Here is a 20,398-nt window from a genome sequence, read left to right as displayed (position 1 = left end):
ACTCAAGGAACGGAATGTCGTACTTTCGAAAACGCTGCGGCGGTTATCCATACTTCCGCGTCCGTCCCTCCAGGGCATCCGCTAACGGCTGCGGTTCCGCCCGCGCCCCTGCCTCTCGGCGCGACAGCGAGAGCGGCAGCCGCAGGATCGCCGTCGTGCCGCAGCCGGGACTGCCGGCGATGCGCAGACTGGCGTCCTCGCCGTAATAGAGCCGGATACGCCGCCGAATATTGGCGATCGCATACCCGCTGCCGGACGCGCCGTCTTCCGGCACGCAAGCGTCGCCTTGCGCAGCGTTGGCCGACAGGCGAGCGGCAAGAGCGGGTTCGATCCCGGGACCGTTGTCCGCGATCTCGATGACGATCGCATCGCCTTCGGGACGCGCGGCAATCATCAGACGCCCGCCTGACGGCAGCCTGAACAAGCCGTGGATGAGCGCGTTCTCGACGAGCGGCTGCAGCAGGTTGCGCAGAATCTGCGTCTCGCGCACCGCTTCGTCCAGGTCGATCGCACACACGAAGTCCGACTCGAAGGAGAAGCGCTGGATTTCCGCGTACTTGAGGAGCATCTCCATCTCCTGGCCCAGCGTGGTCTCGGGTTGACCGCGATTGAGGAACAGCCGGTAATAATCGACCATATCTTCGATCAGCCGGCCGAGCCGTTCGTCGGGATAGGTCCATCTGATCGCGGAGAGCGAGTTGTATAGCAAATGGGGATTGATGTTGACCTGCAGCAGCTCCGTCTCGAGCAGCCGGCGTTCAAGCTCCGAAGCGGCGGCATGTCGATAGCGGTCGCGGATCTCCTCCGCCATCCTTCGGAAGGCGCGCTCAAGCTGGCCGAGCTCGTCGCCACCAGCGGCCTCGCCCGGCTTCTCCGCTTCCGTTAACGGAACGAGCGATGCGGCGGAGGGCGGCGAACTGGCGGACTCGCTGCGCACGGTGTCCATCAACCGCGCCAGACGCGCGGTAAGCAGCGAGGTCGCAAGCCGTATCGACATGTACATGGCGAGCAGCAGGCCGCAAACGCTCAGCAGCGGCACCGCGAGCAGCTCGCCGATCCGGGCGTACACGGACTTCCTGGAAAGAAAGAGGACGAGCTCGTCCTGTGCGGTGCCGACGCGCAGCGGCAGCAAAAAGTGGCTGCCGGTGGCGGTCGGGAGCGCAATTGCGTCTGAAGCGCGAATGCCAGCGTCGATATCGCGAACGGAAACGTCCCGGTCGGCCAAATCAATGGGCCGACCGGACTTCGGCTTGTAGAGGACGAAGCCGCCCCGGGGAAGGCTCTCTTGCAGGCTGCGGATCGTATCGTCGATCGGAAAGGACACCTCGGTGATCGCCAGCGTCTGCTGGAGGTCCCGGATCGTGCCGAACAGGCGGATGACGGGCTTAGCATTCGGTCCCGCCGCCGTCGCTTGAACGACCCGAATCGGATAGTCGTCCGATTGCGTCAGGATCCGGTCCCGCAGCTCCGCCTCCATGTCGCGAGCCGGCCGAATGCCGTTCGTTCGGTACAAGGTGGGGTTGAAGCCGTATATGACGATCTCGCTCCGCAGTTCGTCGGCCGCCAGCGCACCGAGCACCGGCTGGACAGCGTCATTGTTCGTCATGAAGGCGAGCAGATCGTCGCTGTAATCTTGGCCCAGCATTTGCACGATCTGCAGATTGTTCGCGATAAACACGGACTTCTGGATCGCCGAATCGTATTTGCGGTCGAGACCGTCGGCCAGCAGCGCGAACTTCTCTTGCTCCGATCGGAGCAGCGCGTCGCGCTTGGCGCCGGCGTAGGATATCAGGTAAAAGACGGAGATCGCGATCAGCGGAACAAGGCAGAGCAGCGCGATGGTCGCGCGCAGCTTTTGCCGGTAATGCAGCGCTCCGAACAAGACAGAGACGGCCCTCAGCCTTCTTTTTACGGCATCCATGGCTCGCTCTCCTCGTTACGCGTAACGGCTCTTGTATTCTGAAGGGGTCGAGCCGCTGTGCTTTTTGAACACGAGGCAAAAGTGGGATTTATTGGCGTAGCCCACGGTCTGGGCCACGCAATAAATTTTGCTGTCCGGCTGGCGCAGCAGCGCTTTGGCCTGCTCCATCCGGTATTCGGTCAAATAGTCGAATATTTTCTGTCCCGTCTTTCGCCTGAAAATATTGTTCGTATGGCTAAGACTGAGGTAGAGCTCGTCCGCGATATCCTGGACTGTCAACGGCTCCCGATAACGCTCGGCAACAATGGTCTTGATTCGCATGACGATTCGGTCGTGATACGAATGGGCTTCCCCATCCGAAGCTTCGGACGGGACGAGGCCCGCCTGCCGCAGCAGACGGTCCCGCTCCACCGCGGCCTCCCGCTCGCGGGAGAGCCTGGCCGCCGCCTTCTCCAGCGCAGCCTGCAGCTCCGTCTTGCGAACCGGCTTGAGCACATAATCGGCTGCTTCAAGCTGCAGCGCCCCGCGAATGAACGAGAAGCTGTCGTGTCCGCTCAAAAAGATGAGCTGCGTGCCGGGGTGGTCCTCCCGCAGTCTTGCGCCGAACGCGATGCCGTCCATCGCGGGCATCTGCACGTCGGTCAACACGATATCCGGCGGTTCGCGTCCCGCCGCTTCCAATGCCTCGCTGCCGCTTGCGTACAAGCCGGCCACTTCGCAGCCGAACGTTCGCCATTCCAGCAAGCCCGCCACGCCGCGGCGCTCGAGCGGATTGTCGTCCACGATAAACAGTCTGTACATCGGATTCTCCCCCGCGACCGTATGGATTCGTCAACCTATGCTTGCCTCCATGATAGCACAGATCAGCGCTTCACCTCGCAATCGATCATGACGTGAATCGCGCTGCCGCCGTGCCCGTTGCGAAGCCTGAACGCTTCGGCGATATCCGCGAGCGGCACGACGTGGGTGATCATTTCCTTCGTATTGACCAACCCGTCCTTCACAAGACGGAGGCTCTCCTCGAAGTACCGACGGTTGTCGATGTCCCGCTTCGGTTCCGTGGACAGAATGTCGAGGCGTTTCTTGTGTACCTTGAAAAAATCGATCGGCCTGCGGCAGGTTCCGATGCAGCCGTACATGACAATCGTGCCGTTTTGCGCCGCGACGTCGATGGCGTCGATCATCCCCTCTCCTTCCAGCAGGCAGGGAATTACGACGTCGAAGCCGTCCGGAAAGTCGGCGCGCGTCGCATCGGCCGTGCGGCCGTGCGGGTCCGGCAGCAAATACGTGTTCGTAGCCCCATACTTGAGGGCCAGCGCCAGCTTCTCCTCGTACAGATCGGTTACGGCCAGCCGCCGCGGGCTGAAAAGGCTTACAACTTGCGTCAAAATCAGGCCGCTCACCCCTTGACCGGTAATCAGGACGTTCTTGTGCGGAGCGATCTCGCCCCGCTCGGCCGCATGAAGAATGCCCGGCAGCACTTCGATCAGCGACGCCTCGACGAGCGGAAATTCCTGCGGCAGCACCTTGACTGAAAAAGGCCGGCAGCAAACGTATTCGGCAAACGCTCCCCATACGTAACGCAGCGCAACGTGATCGCCTGGCCGGATCCCGGTGACGCCGGCGCCGACCTTGTCGACGATGCCCGCCACCTCGTGGCCGAGACGCGTAGGATAGCTTACGAATTCGGGTTCTCTGGCGCCTCGGAACACTTCCAGATCGCTGCCGCAAATGCCTACCCATTTGACTTTGACGCGCACCTCGCCATCCAGCGGCTCCGGAATCAGCGCACGCCGCACGCCGATCTCTCCGGCGCTGTTCATGACGGCGCACAGCTGCGTGCCTGGTCCCTCCTCCTCCGTCAACGCTAGGGGAGGCACCGACATCTTCGTTACCATTTCGATTTCCGCCTTTCCGCCGGACGCAGGATTATCGTTTTCGGTCCGGCTGCTTCCAGTGTAGAATAGAACCGAAGCCGCAGCGATATCGCGCATACGGCTTTATTTATCCGATATTCAGCTTTTGCCGGAGAGGGGCGTTGTGCCATGCGGGAAGACGAAGCGCTTCGGGATCCGCAGTTGAGACTGCTGTGGACGGCTCGCATCCATTATCGGCCGGACACCGGCGTGACCGGGCACGTTCACGAGGATTACTACCAGCTGCTCGTCGTCCTCGAAGGCGAGGGTACGCTGACGGCAGGGGGGACGGAGTACGGCTTGGGCGCCGGCGACTGCTGCCTGATCTGCCCCGGCGTCCGCCACGGCTTCCGATTCGCCGCGGATACGCTGACGCTCGACTTCAAGTTTGCCGTAGGCGAGCCTCGCATCGCCCGGTTCCTCGATCGTCTGCCGATGCGCCCCTTCCTGTCGGAGGATTCGCTCTCCGGCTTAAAGACGATCTTCAGACTGTCGCTGGCGCACAGGCGCAACCCGCGGCCGCTGCTGCCGCTTCGGATCGACACGCTATACAAGAGCGTGCTGCTCGGTTTTACGGATTCGCCGGCAGGCGCACGCGATGCCGAAGGCGTTGAATTCAGGGAACCGGAGACGGGCGCATCGGGCTGGAGGCATGAGACTCGCGACGACGATCCGTTTCCGATGGCCGAATATCTGGCGGATCGCACGAATCGTCAGGTGACGCTGCGCGAATTGGCCGAACGCTTTAACTTTCACCCCAATTACATCGTGGAGCTGTTCCGCCGCCGTACCGGCACGACGCCGATCCGTTATCATCAGTCGCTCCGGCTCGCCAAGGCGAAGGAAGCTCTCGAATTCACCGGCTCGACCGTCTCCGAGATCGCCGAGACGCTCGGCTGGAGTTTGCCCTACTTTTCCCGCGTGTTCCTGCAAGCCGAAGGTATGCCTCCCTCCGCGTATCGCGACGATCTGAAAACGGCGCTCGGCAGGGATATCGTGCTCGAATCCTCCTTCGTCAACGACTGGCGCCTGTTCGCCGAAAGCGGCTCCGTTCGGGACGAATAACGTTCCCGCCGGTTTCGCGCGTTACCTGCTTCCCGAAGATTCCGGCTGCGGACGGATGCCGACCGCATTCAAAAAACGAACGGTCGTATCCAAAGTGAAGCGCAGCTCCGCGTCCGTCGCCGAATAGTTGAATAACGCGAAGGCATGCGTGCTTGCCGGCAAGAGCGCAAGCTCTGCGCGAACGCCAAGCTGTTGCAGCCGCTCCGCGTATTCCGCGCTGTGTTCGGGAGGCACGACAGGATCGATCAAGCCGTGCATCATCAGCGCCGGCGGATGATCCGCCGTCAGATGCAGGAGCGGAGACAGCCGGCGCGCTTCCCGGTGTCTGCGCCGCCAACGCTCGGCCTCGTCATCCGTTGCACCTTCGGCGGCAGACTCCCTCACCCTGCGTTTCCAGGCGCCCATCAGATGGACGATGGGGTTGTAGGCGATCAGCGCATCGGGTACGCTCGTTAGGTACCGGTCCTCTTCATCTCCCGCCGCTCCGACGCCGGTCGCCACCCCGCAAGCCAAATACCCGCCTGCGGACTCGCCTGCCAAAGCGATCTTCGAAGGATCGATGCGCCATCTCCGCGCATGGCGGCGCACGTATCGTACCGCTTCCCGGCAATCCTCGAGCAGGTCGCCGAGCAGCGGGCCGTCCGCGTCGGGCGTCTCTCCCTTAAGCTTCATTAGCCTGTAATCGACGGAAACGCATACGTACCCCAATGACGCGAAATACCGGCATTGCGGCAGCAGCATCTCCGCGCTCCCGCCTGCGAAGCCGCCGCCGTGAATAAACACGATGCAGGGCCGAAGCAGATCCGCGCTTTTCGGCTGCATGATCAATAGCCGCAGCGCGGTCTCGCCGCTTTGCCGATACACGATTTCCTCTACCCGGTCCTCGGGAAGGATCTCCCATGCTTTTTCCACATCCATATCATCCGCCCCTTTCCCCGACGAGTATAGGCAATTACCTTCTCGCTGAACAGGCCCCTTTCGCGGAAAGCGAACAAAGCGGTCTTAGTCCCTCAAAATCAGGACCAAGACCGCTTCGCGGGCTGCGGATTGCGGATTGCGAATTGCGGTTTGCAGATTGCGTTTAGTAAGCGATCGTCGGATTCCAATACGTCGAGTCGCTGGCGTTGTCGCCTTTCTTGTCGACGACGAAGTAGATCATGTCGTTCTGGGCGACGGTTACATTCACGCTCGGGTTCACGCCCGTACCGTCGTTGAAGGCGAGCGACTGCCACCCGCTGGCCGGCCAGATCTGTGTGCCGTTCTTCATGATCTTGACGTTGACGCCGTCTCCGCCGCCCATGTCCTGCTTCCTCACGTTGCCGCTGATGTTGACGGTGCCCGCTTGCGGCGCCCGCCAGGCCAACGCTGCGGCGTTCGTATCCGGATGCAGCACGTTCGGCACGATCTGGCACCAGGTCTGCGCGCCCTTCCAAGCGGTGCCGTTCCAGGTCATATCGGAGTAGGCCGAGCCGTTCCACTGCTTGTAAAACCATTGATTGGCCCCTTGCGTGGCGGAGAACCCGTTCGAAAATGTGTAGGAAGGCGGATACGCGACGGTCGGATTCCAGTACGTCGCGTCGCTGGCGTTGTTGCCGTTTTTGTCGACGATGAAGTAGATCATGTCGTTCTGGGCAACGGATACGTTCACGTTCGGGTTATACCCCGTGCCGTCGTTGAACGCGATGTACTGCCATCCGCTGGCTGGCCATACTTGCGTACCGTTTTTCATGATCTTGACGTTGACGCCGTCTCCGCCGCCCATGTCTTGTTTGCGGACATTGCCGCTAACGTTCACGGTGCCCGCCTTCGGCGCTTTCCAGGCGAGCGCGGATGCGTTCGTATCCGGATGCAGCATGGTCGATTCGATCAGGCTCCAGGTCTGCGCTCCCTTCCATCTGGCACCGTTCCAGGTCATGTCCGAATAAGCCGAGCCGTTCCACTGCTTGTAGGACCATTGGTTGGCCCCTTGCGTGGACGAATAGCCGGTCGCATAGGTGTATGTGCCCGATCCCGTCGCCGCAGCCGCGGCAGGAATCTCGATGACGATCGGGTGATCGGTCATCGCGAGGCTAATGGCGCTTGCGCCCGCGTACGTCGCGATCGGCGTCGTCCCGACGGTCGGATCGTACGTCCTCGCGATCGCAGCGGGGGCATCCAGATTGACCGTAATATTGTTCGTGCCGCTGTAACGGTCGTTCCAGACGACGAGCTCGAACGTGCCGTCATGCTTTTGCAGCAACAGATCGTGAACGGTCGCAGGCGCGCCGGCGATGGAGTAGCCCAGCTGCCCGGGCGTCGTGGAGCCGTAGTCGCTCAGGATCGTCGTGAGATTATGCATATAGTCGGCGGCCGGCTTGTGATTGTAATTGACGTCGACGAAGCCGAAGTTCGCCTCGCTGTCGTCCTTGATCTGATAAATAAACGTATTTTTGATGCCTCGCTTGAACTGGCTCAGATACAGGTTCATGAACAGCTTGCCCTGCTGCTGCGGCGAAATGACGTTGCCCGGGCCGCCGGTCGACGGCCAGCCGGTCTCGGTCGTCACTCTTGGTAGCGCTTGCAATTGTGCGTTCGTATAACCGTTGAATTTCTTGTTCCAGGTTACGCCGAAGTCCTGACGGAGCGAATTGTAGATTTCGAGCGTCGGGTCGGCAGCGTTCCAGGTCACGTTGTCGCCGAGCGTCTGCCCGAACAGCTGACCGTTGCTGCCCGATACGTAGTTATGGGAGTTCGCATAATCCGCATAGGTCGTGCCGTCCGGCATGAGCGTCCCCGCTCCGCTCGGGATTTTGATAAATTGCAGGCCGACATTGTCCGGCTCGGCGCCTATGTTGGAGGCGCTGTATACGGGATAGTTCAGGAGTACCGAGTCCGCCTTGACCTGGCTGTACAGCGACTGCTGATACTTCGCGACAGGCATGAAGGTGCCGCTCAGAGAGGAGGTCTGGCCCTGGAACGTCACGGGAAAGTTGCCCGGCTCGTTCGGCCCTTCGATCGCCATGAGCGCGCCGGCGTTGGCGAGCGTCCTGGCCTTGTTCAGCTGATCCGTCAAATTGGCGTCGTTCGGGCCGTTCACGCCCGCGTCCGTCCGGATGCCGTACGTATTGTACAAGTACAGCAAGCCATTCACGTCGCCGAGCTCGTTCATCATATCGCGGGCGTTGCGAAGCCCTGCATAGGACATGACGGCGCCGACGGACGACGCGGTCTGCCCCTGGCCCAGATGGATCGCGACGCCGAGCGAATCGAGGAAGTCGCTCGCCCTGACGGCGGTGACGCCGGCCGCATGCGCAGGCTTAAGCGGCACGCTCAGCGATGCCGCCAGAATGGCCGTTACCGTCAGCGAGGCTTGAATGCTGAAGCCGATCGTTTTTTTCATCGGGATGCCCTCCGTCAATGAAAATCAAATCGAATCGAATGCTCAGACATAACACAATCCTGCGGTGTAGGGAAAAGGGACGGGAAACCAATCCCGGAAAGCTTCTGCGCCTTCCGGTGCCGGCTCGTCACGTGCGCCGGCGCAATCGAAAATGAGCCGGATCAGCTGCTGCGAAGTGTAAACGGCAGGGGGCGGGCCTCCCTCTATCCCAAGCAGCCAACGGCCGTCTTCCCTTGGCTTAAGGCTTATTTCGCGAATATCCCCCCTCTCCCGGAGCCATGGACGAAGCTGATCGATCAGCGCTTCGCCGTCGATGATGCGCACCTCCGCCTTGGGCAGTGTCTCCAGCTCGTTCACGCAGAGACGATACCGCACCGGCCGGGCGGCCTCAAGCAGCGTCTTCGGCTGCGCCGACCCGTATCGTCCAGGGCACCAGACCCATGAACGATACGAGCGCGCCGCCTCCTCGTTCGTTATTCGGCTTTGACTTTCGAGAGCACCTCGGTGTCGAACTTCTTGGCTGCCTTGTCCAGCTCCGTCTTCGGGTCGGCGTTCTTGTCCGACAGGATCGCCTGCATGGCGGTCGTGATCGCGGCATAGTAGTCCTGCGCGTTGTAGGTCGCCTCCGGATGCCCCGTCATGGTGGACACCGTTTGTTCGTCCACGGAGAACACCGTATCCGGATACTGCGCGATAATGTCCTTCATTTGACGGCCGTAATCCGAATCGATATTGAAGTACACGCTCGTCGAATCCCAGAAGTAAACCTGGTTGTTCGCTTTACGCTCGTCGAGTATGCGCTTCAGCTCGTCAAGACCGCTTTGATTGAAGTAGTCCAGCGTCAGGTAATCGAACGCTGCCTGCTGCACTTCGGGCGATTCCTGCGGGTTGATGACGCGATAGTTGCCGCCCATGACGCCTACGTGAGCGCCGCCCTTCTCCATCGACGGCATCGGCAGCACCATCAGATCGTCTTTTTTCATGCCGGCCTGGTTGACCGAATCTTCTATCTTCTGGCCGATGACCATGGCCGCGCGGCCTTGCTTGAACAAGTTGTAAGTTTCGTTGTAATTCAGCGCCCAGTTTTGCGGCAGCGCGTTCGCTTCCCATCTGAGCTTCTTCAGGAATTCCATCGCCTTGACGCCGGCATCGGAGTTAAACGCGGAGGTGACTTTACCGTCCGCGACCTGCTCCGCTTCGCCGCCCGCTTGATACAGGAAGTTGGTCCAGTTCCAGCCGCCTTCGTTGCCCTTCGCCATAATCGCGAAGCCCGCGATTCCCTTCGCCGGGTCGGCGGTCGCTTTAGCCGCGTTGTAGAAATCGTCCCACGTCCAATCCGGGGTCGGCAGCGGCACGTTTTTGTCCTGGAACAGCTTCTTGTTGATCATGACGTTCATAATGTAGCCGTCGAACGGCAGCGCGTACAGCTTGCCGCCGATCGTCATCGGCTCCAGCAGCTTTTGGTTGAAGTCGTTGGCGTGCTCGTAATTGGCCATCAAGGAAGTCAGATCGGCCGCCCATTGATGCTCCGAGAGCGTCTTGCCTTCCGTAGCGAACGTATTGAACAACGCTTGCGCCTGGTGCGCGGCCATCTTGATGCCGATCTCGCTGGGCGCATACTGCCAATCGTTTTTCTTGATCGTCACGTTCGGATACTTCTCTTGATACCGCTTGATCTTGCTGTCCTCGAGCGCGATCGCCTCCGTGTTGTCCGGCTTCGGATACTGGATCGTCATCGTCACTTTGGGCGCTTCGGTGGAAGCTGCAGGGCTGGATGCCGCCGGGCTGGATGCGCCGGACGCGGAAGCGGAGGCGGACCCGCTTGCCGACGCGGACGCTCCCGCGTTTCCGTTGTTGTTGCCTCCGCATGCGGTGGCGACCATCATAAGCGTAATCAAGGAAAATGCGAGACCTTTCTTTTTGTTCCTCAATTTTAGTTCCCCTTCCTATATCTGAATGATTTGACAAGTTCATCATAACGGTGCGGGCTTGCTGATTCGATGACGGATCCACAGCATTGTGATGACGGATTCACCGCCGATTTTCCTCTTAACCTTTGACGCCGGACAGGTTTAGCCCGTGCATGATGTTTTTCTGAAAAATGATAAAGAAGACGAGCGGCGGAACCATGATGGCCGTCAGCACGCTGAATTTGACGTTCCAGGTCAGCATCGTGGCGGTGACGATATCATAATACACGAGTGAAGAGATCGGATACTTTTCTTTGACCGACAGCACGAGCGACGGCCAGTACCAGTCGTTCCAGGTCGCCGTGAACGTGAAAATGAGCAGCGTCGAAAACACGGGCAGCGACAGCGGCAAAGCCATCCTGAAAAAGCAGCGGAGCTCCGAGGCGCCGTCGATGCGCGCCGCTTCGAACAGCTCTTTGTTGATGCCGTCCATGAAGCTTTTGAGCAGCAAAATGTTGAAGGCGTTGGCGCCGGCCGGCAGCCAGAACGCCCAGTAAGAGTTGAGCATGCCGAGGCTTTGCAGATTCAGGAAGTTCGGGATCAGGTAGGTCGCGCTCGGAATCAGCAGCGTGCTCATGAAAAACAGCGTCGCCGTCTTTCGCCACGGCACCTTCATCTGCGACAGGCTGAACGCCGCGAGTCCGGGGATGAGCAGCGCGAAGAACGCGTTCCCCGCATAAAGCAACAGCGTATTCAAGAACGCTCTCGTCAAATTGACATACTTGAAGCCCAGGGCATAGTTGCCCCATTCCAGGTGGCGCGGAAAATAGGTCGGCGGGAAAACGAAGATCTCTTGCTTGCTCTTGAGCGAGCCGAAAAGGGTCATTCCGAACGGGTACAACAGCGTCACGGCGAGCGCGAGAAGCGCAACCAGCATGATACCGTAGGCGACCATAACCGACTTTTTGTTCATGTCGAACGAGGACATGATGCTTCGTTCGCGGATAGCTTTGCTCATGCTTGAGGGCTCCTTCCTTGCAGGCGGTAGAGGACGGCGGACAGCAGCGTCAACACGACAAACATCATCACGCCGAGCGCAGAGGCTCTGCCGTAATTCAACAGCGTAAACGCCTGGTTGATGATCTGGTACATGTACGTCAGCGTCGCGTTGTTCGGGCCTCCTCCGGTCAGCGCCACCTGCGTCTGGAAGCCTTGCGAGGTCGCGATCATCTGCATGATGAACAGGAGCAGGTACAGATGCCTGATGCCGGGCAGGGTAATGTGGCGGATTCGCCTGAACACGCCGGCGCCGTCGGTCTCGGCCGCTTCGTACAGGTCCTTCGGAATGCCGACGATTCCCGCGAGATAGATGAGCGCGGTCGCGCCGAAGCCTTGCCACGTCTCCGCCAGCACGATGGAAAACGTCGCCCAATGCTTATTCGTCAGCCAATCGACGCCGCCGATGCCGAACCAGGACAACAGCTGGTTCAGCGGTCCGAGCGGGTCGTACAGCCACATCCACATGGCGTACAGCGCGACCGCCGGCACGATATTGGGCAAGTAGACGACGAGCCGCATGATGCCCTGGAATCGCCGGAGCTCCGAGATGGCGATCGCCACCACGCTCGGCACCCAGAAGCCCATGAGGACGCCGAGAAACATGTAATACAGCGTATTGCGAACCGCGATGCCCATATCGCTGCTCGCCAGCGCCTCGGTATAGTTGGTCAAACCGACGAAGCGGTTCCCGTTTACGAAGTCGATGTTGTAAAAGCTGTAAACGATACCCTTGACGATCGGCGTCCACAAAAACAAACCGAACACGGCGAACGCCGGTATCAGAAACGCGACGCCCCAGAAATAATCCCTGAACGTCCTCGATAGCCGGCCCCCGGCCTCCCCTTTGCGCGCAACCGTCGATTGCGATGCCAAACGAGCCACCATCCTTTCTTTCCACTTATCGCGTTGTACCTCCTATTGTAGTTGGCGCCCGGCGCCAATCCCATGATCGAACCTATGCATCGCGTGACGGATCCTCACGGAAAGCGCTGCGTTGGCCAAGGGCGGCCGGCGTGCGGCTTGGCTTTCGCTTAGCTTAGATGCACCGGAATTGTGCCTTTGCAGTGAGGGCGCCGCGGCGCGGCTGGGCTTGCGCTTAGATGCACAGGAATTGTGCATCTTCGCTGCAAGAGCGCGCTGGCGCGGCCGGGCTTGCGCTTAGATGCACATAAATTGTGCTTCTTCGCAGTGAGGGCGCGGCGGCGCGGCTTGGCTTGCGCTTAGATGCACAGGAATTGTGCATCTTCGCAGCAGGACCGCCTGCGCTCGGTTGGGTTCCAGCCAACTATCAACCTACGACGATACTTTTACTGCTGAGGTACCGCCCCCCTCGCCAACTATCAACCTACGACGATACTTTAACCACCGAGGTACCGCGCACCCGCCAACTATCAACCCACGACGACACTTTAACCACTGAGTTACCGCACCCCCGCCAACTATCAACCCACGACGACACTTTAACCACTGAGGTACCGCTCACCCGCCAGCTATCAACCTACGACGATACTTTAAGCACTGATCCACCGTACACCGGCAAACTATCAACCCACGACGATACTTTAACCACTGAGGTGCCGCAGACCCGCCAACTATCGACCTACGACGATACTTTAACTGCTGAGGTACCGCGCACCCGCCAACTATCGACCTACGACGATACTTTAACTGCTGAGGTACGCGACCCGCCAACTATCAACCTACGACGATTCTTCTCACCACGGCCGCCAATCGACCCAAACAAAAACGGGATAAGCAGTAACCCCCTGCTTCATCCCGTTTACGCTGACGCGATCTATGAACCTATCATCCCGTTCCTTTTATCTCGCTCTCCGCACGGATGGCCGGGAGCCGGATCAGCGCCCGCGCCCCGCCCTCCTCGCGCGCTTCGAACGACAGGCCGTACGCGTCGCCGAACCGCAGCTGGATGCGTTTGTGCACATTGCGAATGCCGAAGCCCTTGTCCGGATCGGCCGTTCCCGACAGGATGGACGCGATCTTCGCCAGATCGACCGGGCGAAACCCGTTGTCCTCGACGGCGATCAGCAGCAGGCCCTCCGATACCCGGATATTGATCGCCACCTCGCCTTCCCCGTCCATCTTGCCCACCCCGTGCAGGATGCTGTTTTCTACGAGCGGCTGGATGACGACCTTCGGCAGCAAGCAGGTGTCGGCGCCTTCCTCCACTTCGATTCGGTACAAGAACGATCCCTCGTAACGTTTCTCCTGCAGGTTCAAATAGGCTTCCACGTGATTCAGCTCTTCTCGAATCGTGATGATCTCTTTGCCTCGGCTGAGTCCGATCCGCAGCATCGTAGACAGATCGCGCACCATATGCGCCACCTCGGGAACGCCGCCCCGGATGCCGTACCAATAAACCGAATCCAGCGTGTTGTAGAGCAGATGCGGCGTAATCTGCGAGTGCATGAGCATCAGCTCGGATTCCTTTTGCTTGATCTCCATCATATATTTCTCGCGGACCAGCTGATTGAGCCTTTGCGTCATTTTGTAGAAGGAACGGTAGACGAACCCGATCTCGTCTCTGCGCTCCGCCTCCGCGAATTTGTCCAGCTCCTTGCCCGGCTCGTACGACCGTGAGAAGGCGGCAAGCCGGGCCATCGGCCGGAAAAAGGACCTGCCCAGGTAAAAAAAGAAAAACATGACGACGATAAAATAGCAGATCGCGGACAGCTGCAAAATCTCCTGCACCTTCTGGTGGGCGCCGACGAGCGTATCGACCGGAATCTCGTAAAACAGGCGGTTGTCGTACGACGCGCTGTAATGGCTGATATGCATGACGCCCCCCGACAGCCGAACGCCGGGGAACAGCTCTTTCCCGCCCACCGGGTCCGCGAACCGCGAGCCGGACGGCCCGGTGCCTGCCAACACTTCATTATTGGCGTCGACGAGCAGGACGTCCGTTCCTTCGGGCAGCGCGAACGCATTCATATCGGTTTCAAGCTTGTTCTCGATCTCCGTCGCCACCAGCACGCTGATCGTCTTCCGCCCCTGCGAGATGTCCGTCACCGCTCTCGTGTAGCCCATCGTTTTTTGCGGTTTTTGCTTGAAGCCGAACTTATCGATCAGCGATACGGTGCCAAGGCCGCTCGCCTGGATCGCCGTGTTAAGCCAGGGGATGTCCTTGAAGTCGCGTACGAAAAAAACGCCGCCGTCCGACACGTCCGAGGAAGGCGCGAATTCGAAGTCGGACAGGCGGTCCGTCATGACGAACAGCGAGTATTTGACCTGCGAGGAATAATCGGCCAGCAGCTTCTCCGTGGTCACGTACCGCCGCACGCGCTCTTCGTCGGGGATTCGGTCGACGTCGTTCCATATTTGCACCGCGTCGGAAGCAATCAGCGCGACCGTCGTCTGGTCGATCGAGTCCAGCACCCGGTCCATCGTCGCATGGCTCTGCCTGTTCAACTCGAAGAAGGCTTTGCCTGTCTGCTGCTTGATCGACAAAGACGCCTGATTCGAGGCGATGCCGAAAATAAGCAGCATCGGAACGAGGATCAATACGACGACGAACAGCAGCGCTTTTTTCATCAACCCGTACGACTTGGTCAGCCTGAACATGGATAGTCACCCTTATCGGCGAACGGTATTCGGACTCTCTCCGTAAAAACGCTTGAAAATCCGGCTGAAATGCTCCGGCGATTCGTAGCCGACCTCGTCGGCGATCTCATAGCGTTTTTTGGACGTGCTGAGCAGCAGGTGCCGGGACTCCTCCATCCGCAGGCCGGTGACAAAATCCCATACCGTATCGCCCGCGATCCGCTTGAACAAATAGCTTAAATAGTTCGGGCTCAAATGGACGTGGTCCGCGATATCCTGAATTTTTAAGCCTTTGTTCCGGTACGTCCGGCGAATGTACGCGATCGCCTGCTGCACGATCACATGATCGCGGTCGTCCATCGACGTGCGGATAAGCGCCGCGGCCTCGATCAGATAAGCCTCCAGGCGGTGCCGAATCTCGATTGCCGCCGACGGCAGCTGAAAATAGACGATCGGCTCGAGCGCCTGATGCCGCTCGCCTACCGTCTCCTTCATGTCCAGCAGCATGGCGTATACGCGGTAGGCGATGCTGAGCGCAATGCCGGCGGTCGCTTCGGCCGTATCGAATACCGGCGCAATATCCGAGATGAAGCGCCGGACCGCGTCTTCCACATCCACGCCCTTGCTCCCCGTCTTCATCCAATCGACGAGCCGATCGGCCTTCTCCTGCCAATGGACACGAATCGACGCCTCGCGTCTCACGAAGTCTTCGGCGTAGAATACGTTGTGCGTCTCGTACAAGCCGCGCCATCTGACGGCCTCCGACGCCTGCCGGTAGCATTCGGGCAGCTCGGCCAGGCCGCGCCGCAGCGGGCTGATGCCGACCACCGCCTCCATCCGGAGACAGCTGCGAATGTTGTTCACGACGGCCGTCGCGACCAGATTAAGCTGCGTCACCTGCTCCGACCTGTCCTGCTCTTGTGCCTCGCCGGTGTCGCCGAACTGCAGGATCGTCACGAGCCGGTTGCCCTGGCCAAAAAATGAAACCGCTTCCCAATCCGAAATCGTCTCTTCGACGATGTTGAGCGAGGCGTACTTGAGCAGATTCTGGTCGCGGAAGGACCGGATCGCCTGGCCTTCCCATCCCGCGCAGTCCATGAGCAGCTCGATGACGAACGCGGCAAAGTACGGCCCGTTCAGCTTGACTTCGATCTGTTCGAAAATAAACGAATCGTCTTCGGCCGGCACGAGCGAGCCCGCGATCGCTTCGTTGAGAATGTAGGTTCGAAGCGAGGTCATGCCGATCAGCGAAAATTTTTGCTTGAGCGAATCCTCCGCGATCCGCTTGTACTTTTCATGGCGGTCCGAGAGCGCCTTCTCGACGACTTGGGTAAGCTACGAGAGCAGCACGGGCTTGATCAGATAGTCGCGCGCGCCAAGGCGGATGCAATGCTGTGCGTACTGGAATTCGTCGTGCGCGGAGATGACGACGACAGGGATATCCGGCTTTTCCGACAAGATCGACTCCATCAGCTCGATGCCGTTCATGCCGTCCATCTGGATGTCCGTCAGCACGAGGTCGACGGATTCCATACGCACGTAATCGAGCGCTTCATAGCCGTTCCAGGCCGTCAGCACTTGCGAAATGTTCAGATCGGACGCTTCCAGGGAGTCCTTGATGCCCCGGCATACGATGGCTTCGTCGTCTACGACAAGTACGGTATACACGCGCCGCTCCCTCCTCTTGCGTGATCGATTGTCGAGAAGATGAATCAGCTACCAAGAGTATACTATATTTTATCGGGTACGAGCGGTCCGGTCGATGACGGATTCAACGATTCGGATGATCGATCCGAATCGTTGACGTGTCGCGATCGCTTAGTAAATCGTAGGCACCATGCCGCCGTCCATCCGGATGGGCGATCCCTTAAACGCGGATGCGTATGGGCTGCATACGAAGGCGGCCAGCCTGCCGATCTCCATCGGTTTGATAAACCGCCGGATTTCGGATTGCGGCAGGTTCGCGTCCATAAACTTCTTTTCTTTTTCGGAAAAGGACAGATTCTCTCCAGGATACATGCCCGCAATGATGGCTTGCACCTTTTCGGAGAGCGTAGGTCCAGGCATAATCGTGTTGACCGTCACTTCGGTTCCGACCGTCAATTTGGACAGGCTTTTGGCCAGCGACAGCAGCATCGATTTGGTCATCGCATACTGCGGCATTTGGCCCGACGGCATGACCGCCTCCTCGCTCGCAATGAAGATGACGCGGCCGTACGCTTTCTCCAGCATTTTCGGCAAGTAGTGCCGGGTCAAGGCGTTGGCGGCGAGCACGTTCGTTTGAAAATAGGTGTCCCATACTTCGTCATCCGCGTCTTCATACCGCATAAGCTCGTAAATCCCCATGTTGTTGACGAGAATGTCGATGTCGGGGTGCATTTCGAACAGCGCTTCTCTTTGTTCCTTATCGGTCAGGTCGGCTGCGGCGCCTCGAGGCGCGGTCGCCGGGAAGCGCGTCTTGATCTCCTCGACGGTCCGCTCGACCTCCTCGCGGTCGCGTCCGTTCACGAGCACGTTTACGCCTTCCTGGGCCAGCTCGATTGCGATCGCTTTCCCGATGCCTTTCGTCGATCCTGTCACCAATGCGATTTTATCGTTTAATCCCAATTCCATGCTGTCGATCTCCTTTTCATTCAGCCGTCGATGATAGATGCATGCCGGCGCGGCGGTCCGGGCAACCATGATCTTACCTCGTCGGGCCCGGCGCGTAACTAGCGGGCGACGCCAACATGCTCGCCGAACGCGCCAACGTTATCGTTCGGAGGCAGGCTCCGCGACTGAATGCTCGGCGCGCCAGCAGGTCGGCGTCCTGCCTTCCCACAGCCGGAAAGCGCGAAAGAAGGAGTTCTGGTCCTTATAGCCGATCAAAAATGCGACTTCCTTCATGCTGAGCGACGGATCGGCCAGATAGCCGCAGGCCTGCTCGCGTCTCGCTTGCGCCAGCAATTGCTTGAAGCTTGTGCCTTCGCCCTCAAGCCGGCGCTGCAGCGTACGATCGCTTACGCCGAGCTGCTTCGCGATCGCCTGTACGTCCAGACGCCCGCCGGACAGACTTCGCTTCATCGCCTGCTTGACCGTCTCCGTCATAGAGCGGCCATGAAGGCGCTCGTCCAACGAGCGGTCCAGCGCGGGCGTCAGCATCTCCACCATCTCTTCATTAAAAGAAACGAACTGGCGGTCCAGGTCGCTGCGGTGCAGCGTCAATCGGTTGCGCTTCGCGCCGGTCCGGACCGGGCAGCCGAAGTAAGCTTCAAGCGCTCGCGCATCGCCCATCGGCTGCGCGAATTCGACGCGCTGCGCCGTCAGCCGTCTGCCCGTTCCCCGGCGCCCCAGCTCCAGCAGATAGGCCAGCGTGACGCCGACCAATACCGGAGGACCGGCCATCCCCGCATCCGACCAGTTCAGGTCGATGCTGCAGCGCTCGCCTTCCTCGCGGACGGTCAGACTCTCCGGCGGACAGAGCTGCTTGTAGCGAACGGTTCGATAAAGCGCCTCCCGGTAGTCGCGGGCGTGGTAAGTGGCGAGGACGGAAGGCGGATACTGTGCGGTCTCATAGGCGGTCGCGAGCGCCACGATCCCTTTGGCCGCATCGCCGACAAGCTCGGTATAAGCCTGCCAGACGGCGAAGTATTGGGCTGCCGTAACGGCCGGTTCATCTATTACCTCAACCGGCAATCCTGCGCGAGCGGCCACGTCGTGACCCGCGACGCCCGACCGGCGCAGCGCGTTCCAGAATCCCGGCGCAATCTTAATCAGGTCGGAAGCTTGAGCAATCAACGTCAGGGCCTCCTTTCACTGCGATGGGACAAATTATAGTCCTTTTACGCCGTCACTGCCAAGACGCAAAAATCCGCCAGGAGACATTGAAGTCATCTCCTGACGGACTTTTATTTGTACCGCGTTCACAAATTCGTAATACATTTCCCATTGTGCAAGATTGCCCTTTGAGCAATAATATACTTAAGAATCGAGGTGTACAAATACGACGATATGATGATCAAACAAAACCTGCGTGACCTGAAAAAAGAAGCGACCGCGCACGCCTTGGCGGATGCGGCCTACGAGCTCGCACTCGAGCGCGGTCTGGACGGCTTCGTGGTCGACGACATCACGCAGCGCGCCGGATACTCCAGAAGGACGTTCGCCAACCATTTTTCGTGCAAGGAAGAAGCGGTCGTCATGTCCACCGTGACGTTCAAGGAAAACCACAAGGCGCCGGAGCAGCTGCTCGCCGCCCTACCGCCCGATGCCATTCCGCCCGAGGCCACTCCGCTCGATACGTTGCAGCATTTGCTCAAAATGCGGATTACCGCAGAAATGTTCCGAAAGCTCCGCACGCTCGTGACGATGTCCAAGGAATCGCCGACGCTCGAGCCGTACATTCTGATCCTGCTTCGCAAGCTGCAGTTCGAGGCGCAGACCATTCTGAGCGAGCTGTCCCGCGGACGATATCCAGAGAGCTACGCCCATCTGCTGGCCGGCGCGATGTATGGCGTCATGCTGCCGCTCATCGACGGCAGTCTGAGCGTGCTCCTGCCGGACGAACCCGCGGCCGAAGCAACCGACGCGATGACGTTCGAGCAGTACCTGGATACGGCGTTCGGCTACTTGCGCCAAGGCTTCTAGCCCGGTTTTTCGCAAAGATTGCTTATATATAAAGGAGAGAATGCCCCGCTATGTCGACATTTCTGTACAAATTGGGCAAGACCGCGTACGGCAAGCCTTGGCCGTTCATCGCCGGCTGGGCCGTCATCCTCGTCGTCGTCCTCGCGCTGCTCGGCGTGAACGGCATCCATGTCAGCTCCGAGATGAAGATCGAGGGCACCGAGTCGCAAAAAGTACTGGACCAGCTGGCCGAGGAGCTCCCGGCGGCGTCCGGCGGACAAGCCAGCATCGTATTCACCGCGCCGAAGGGCGAACGCCTGGACACTGCGGAGCGCGGCGCCTTGATTCAAAAGGCGGTTAATGACGTCTACAAGAACGAGTACGTCATTAACCCGGCGGAGCTTGCCCGGCAGGCGGCCGCAGGCGCTGCGGCGAATGCGGGCCAGGCGAACGGCCAGGCGGCCGATCAGGCCGGCGGCCAAGCGGGCGGACAGGCCGGCGGTCAAACGGATGGCGCCGCAGCCTCGAACGTAGCGCAGAATAGCGCGGCCGGCCAAGCAGCCGCGGCTGCGCCGTACGGGCCGATGATGCTCGACGGTGCGCCGGTGCCCGGCGTGCTGATCGCCGCGGACGGCAGTGTCGCCCTGTTCCAGTTCCAATTTACGGTGCAGCAGACGTCGCTGCCCGAAGAGGTGCCGGATCAAATCATCGAAGCGGCGGAGAGCGTCCAGGAGGGCGGCTCGGGCATCACCGCCCTGCCGAGCGACTCGCTGAAGAGCAAGCCGGCGATCGGCTCCACCGAAGCGGTCGGCATCGCCGTCGCGGCCGTCGTGCTGCTCATGACGCTCGGTTCGGTCGTAGCGGCGGGCCTGCCGCTTCTGATCGCCATCCTCGGCGTCGGGATCAGCGTCGGCGCAGCCTTCGCCTTTTCCAAGTTCATGACGATGACCGACATCACGCCCGTGCTCGCGCTTATGGTCGGCCT

General features: G+C 59.8%; 17 protein-coding genes. 3 read left to right on the top strand and 14 right to left on the bottom strand.

The annotated features are described in order from the left end of the window. Positions 1–43 precede the first annotated feature (43 nt). The 3 genes from KVT38_RS14830 to KVT38_RS14820 form a co-directional block, all read right to left on the bottom strand. Positions 44–1,921, bottom strand: a complete 1,878-nt coding sequence (locus KVT38_RS14830) for a sensor histidine kinase (protein ID WP_217594504.1) — start codon at positions 1,919–1,921, stop codon at positions 44–46. Positions 1,922–1,936: 15 nt separating this feature from the next. Beyond that, positions 1,937–2,722, bottom strand: coding sequence for a response regulator transcription factor (locus tag KVT38_RS14825; RefSeq protein WP_217594503.1), 786 nt, complete (start codon positions 2,720–2,722; stop codon positions 1,937–1,939). Between the two features lie 62 nt (positions 2,723–2,784). Further along, positions 2,785–3,819 (bottom strand): zinc-dependent alcohol dehydrogenase, encoded by a 1,035-nt coding sequence (locus tag KVT38_RS14820; RefSeq protein WP_217594502.1) that lies wholly within the window; start codon positions 3,817–3,819, stop codon positions 2,785–2,787. A 147-nt stretch (positions 3,820–3,966) separates the two neighbouring features. On the opposite strand from KVT38_RS14820, the gene KVT38_RS14815 reads away from it, so the two are divergent. Further along, on the top strand, positions 3,967–4,902 hold the full coding sequence (locus KVT38_RS14815) for an AraC family transcriptional regulator (protein ID WP_217594501.1): 936 nt from the start codon (positions 3,967–3,969) through the stop codon (positions 4,900–4,902). A gap of 21 nt (positions 4,903–4,923) precedes the next feature. On the opposite strand, the gene KVT38_RS14810 is transcribed toward KVT38_RS14815, so the two are convergent. From KVT38_RS14810 to KVT38_RS14760, 11 genes are all read right to left on the bottom strand, one after another. After that, positions 4,924–5,820, bottom strand: coding sequence for an alpha/beta hydrolase (locus tag KVT38_RS14810; RefSeq protein WP_217594500.1), 897 nt, complete (start codon positions 5,818–5,820; stop codon positions 4,924–4,926). Between the two features lie 163 nt (positions 5,821–5,983). Next, positions 5,984–8,281, bottom strand: coding sequence for a hypothetical protein (locus KVT38_RS14805; protein ID WP_217594499.1), 2,298 nt, complete (start codon positions 8,279–8,281; stop codon positions 5,984–5,986). A gap of 42 nt (positions 8,282–8,323) precedes the next feature. Beyond that, positions 8,324–8,656, bottom strand: coding sequence for a hypothetical protein (locus KVT38_RS14800; protein ID WP_217594498.1), 333 nt, complete (start codon positions 8,654–8,656; stop codon positions 8,324–8,326). A gap of 98 nt (positions 8,657–8,754) precedes the next feature. Next, positions 8,755–10,212 (bottom strand): ABC transporter substrate-binding protein, encoded by a 1,458-nt coding sequence (locus KVT38_RS14795; protein WP_254639244.1) that lies wholly within the window; start codon positions 10,210–10,212, stop codon positions 8,755–8,757. 118 nt (positions 10,213–10,330) lie between these two features. Continuing rightward, entirely contained in the window at positions 10,331–11,209 is an 879-nt protein-coding gene (locus KVT38_RS14790; protein WP_254639243.1) for a carbohydrate ABC transporter permease, read from the bottom strand. Next, a complete protein-coding gene (locus tag KVT38_RS14785; protein ID WP_254639242.1) occupies positions 11,206–12,123 on the bottom strand; it encodes a carbohydrate ABC transporter permease in 918 nt (305 codons plus the stop codon). The genes KVT38_RS14790 and KVT38_RS14785 overlap by 4 nt, the downstream gene beginning before the upstream one ends. 933 nt (positions 12,124–13,056) lie before the next feature. Continuing rightward, the gene (locus KVT38_RS14780) at positions 13,057–14,829 is read right to left on the bottom strand and encodes a cache domain-containing sensor histidine kinase (protein WP_217594496.1); all 1,773 of its coding nucleotides are present in this window, start codon (positions 14,827–14,829) and stop codon (positions 13,057–13,059) included. A gap of 12 nt (positions 14,830–14,841) precedes the next feature. After that, entirely contained in the window at positions 14,842–16,047 is a 1,206-nt protein-coding gene (locus KVT38_RS14775) for a helix-turn-helix domain-containing protein (protein WP_254639241.1), read from the bottom strand. Between the two features lie 96 nt (positions 16,048–16,143). Further along, complete coding sequence (locus KVT38_RS14770) at positions 16,144–16,476, bottom strand: response regulator (RefSeq protein WP_217594495.1); 333 nt, start codon at positions 16,474–16,476, stop codon at positions 16,144–16,146. Positions 16,477–16,626: 150 nt separating this feature from the next. Then, positions 16,627–17,421, bottom strand: coding sequence for an SDR family NAD(P)-dependent oxidoreductase (locus tag KVT38_RS14765; protein ID WP_217594566.1), 795 nt, complete (start codon positions 17,419–17,421; stop codon positions 16,627–16,629). Between the two features lie 138 nt (positions 17,422–17,559). Beyond that, positions 17,560–18,585: a helix-turn-helix domain-containing protein gene (locus KVT38_RS14760; RefSeq protein WP_217594494.1), complete on the bottom strand. Its 1,026-nt coding sequence runs from the start codon at positions 18,583–18,585 to the stop codon at positions 17,560–17,562. 213 nt (positions 18,586–18,798) lie between these two features. Between KVT38_RS14760 and KVT38_RS14755 the strand changes: the two genes are divergently transcribed. Both KVT38_RS14755 and KVT38_RS14750 read left to right on the top strand, forming a co-directional pair. Then, a complete protein-coding gene (locus KVT38_RS14755) occupies positions 18,799–19,434 on the top strand; it encodes a TetR/AcrR family transcriptional regulator (protein ID WP_254639240.1) in 636 nt (211 codons plus the stop codon). Between the two features lie 50 nt (positions 19,435–19,484). Continuing rightward, positions 19,485–20,398 (top strand): MMPL family transporter (locus KVT38_RS14750; protein WP_217594493.1); only part of this gene is annotated, 914 nt, incomplete at its 3' end.

The organism is Cohnella sp. GbtcB17, assembly GCF_019091135.1.
Taxonomy (GTDB): Bacteria; Bacillota; Bacilli; order Paenibacillales; family Paenibacillaceae; genus Cohnella.
Note: the sequence above shows the minus strand (reverse complement) of the source record. Positions and strands in the feature narration are given on the sequence as shown.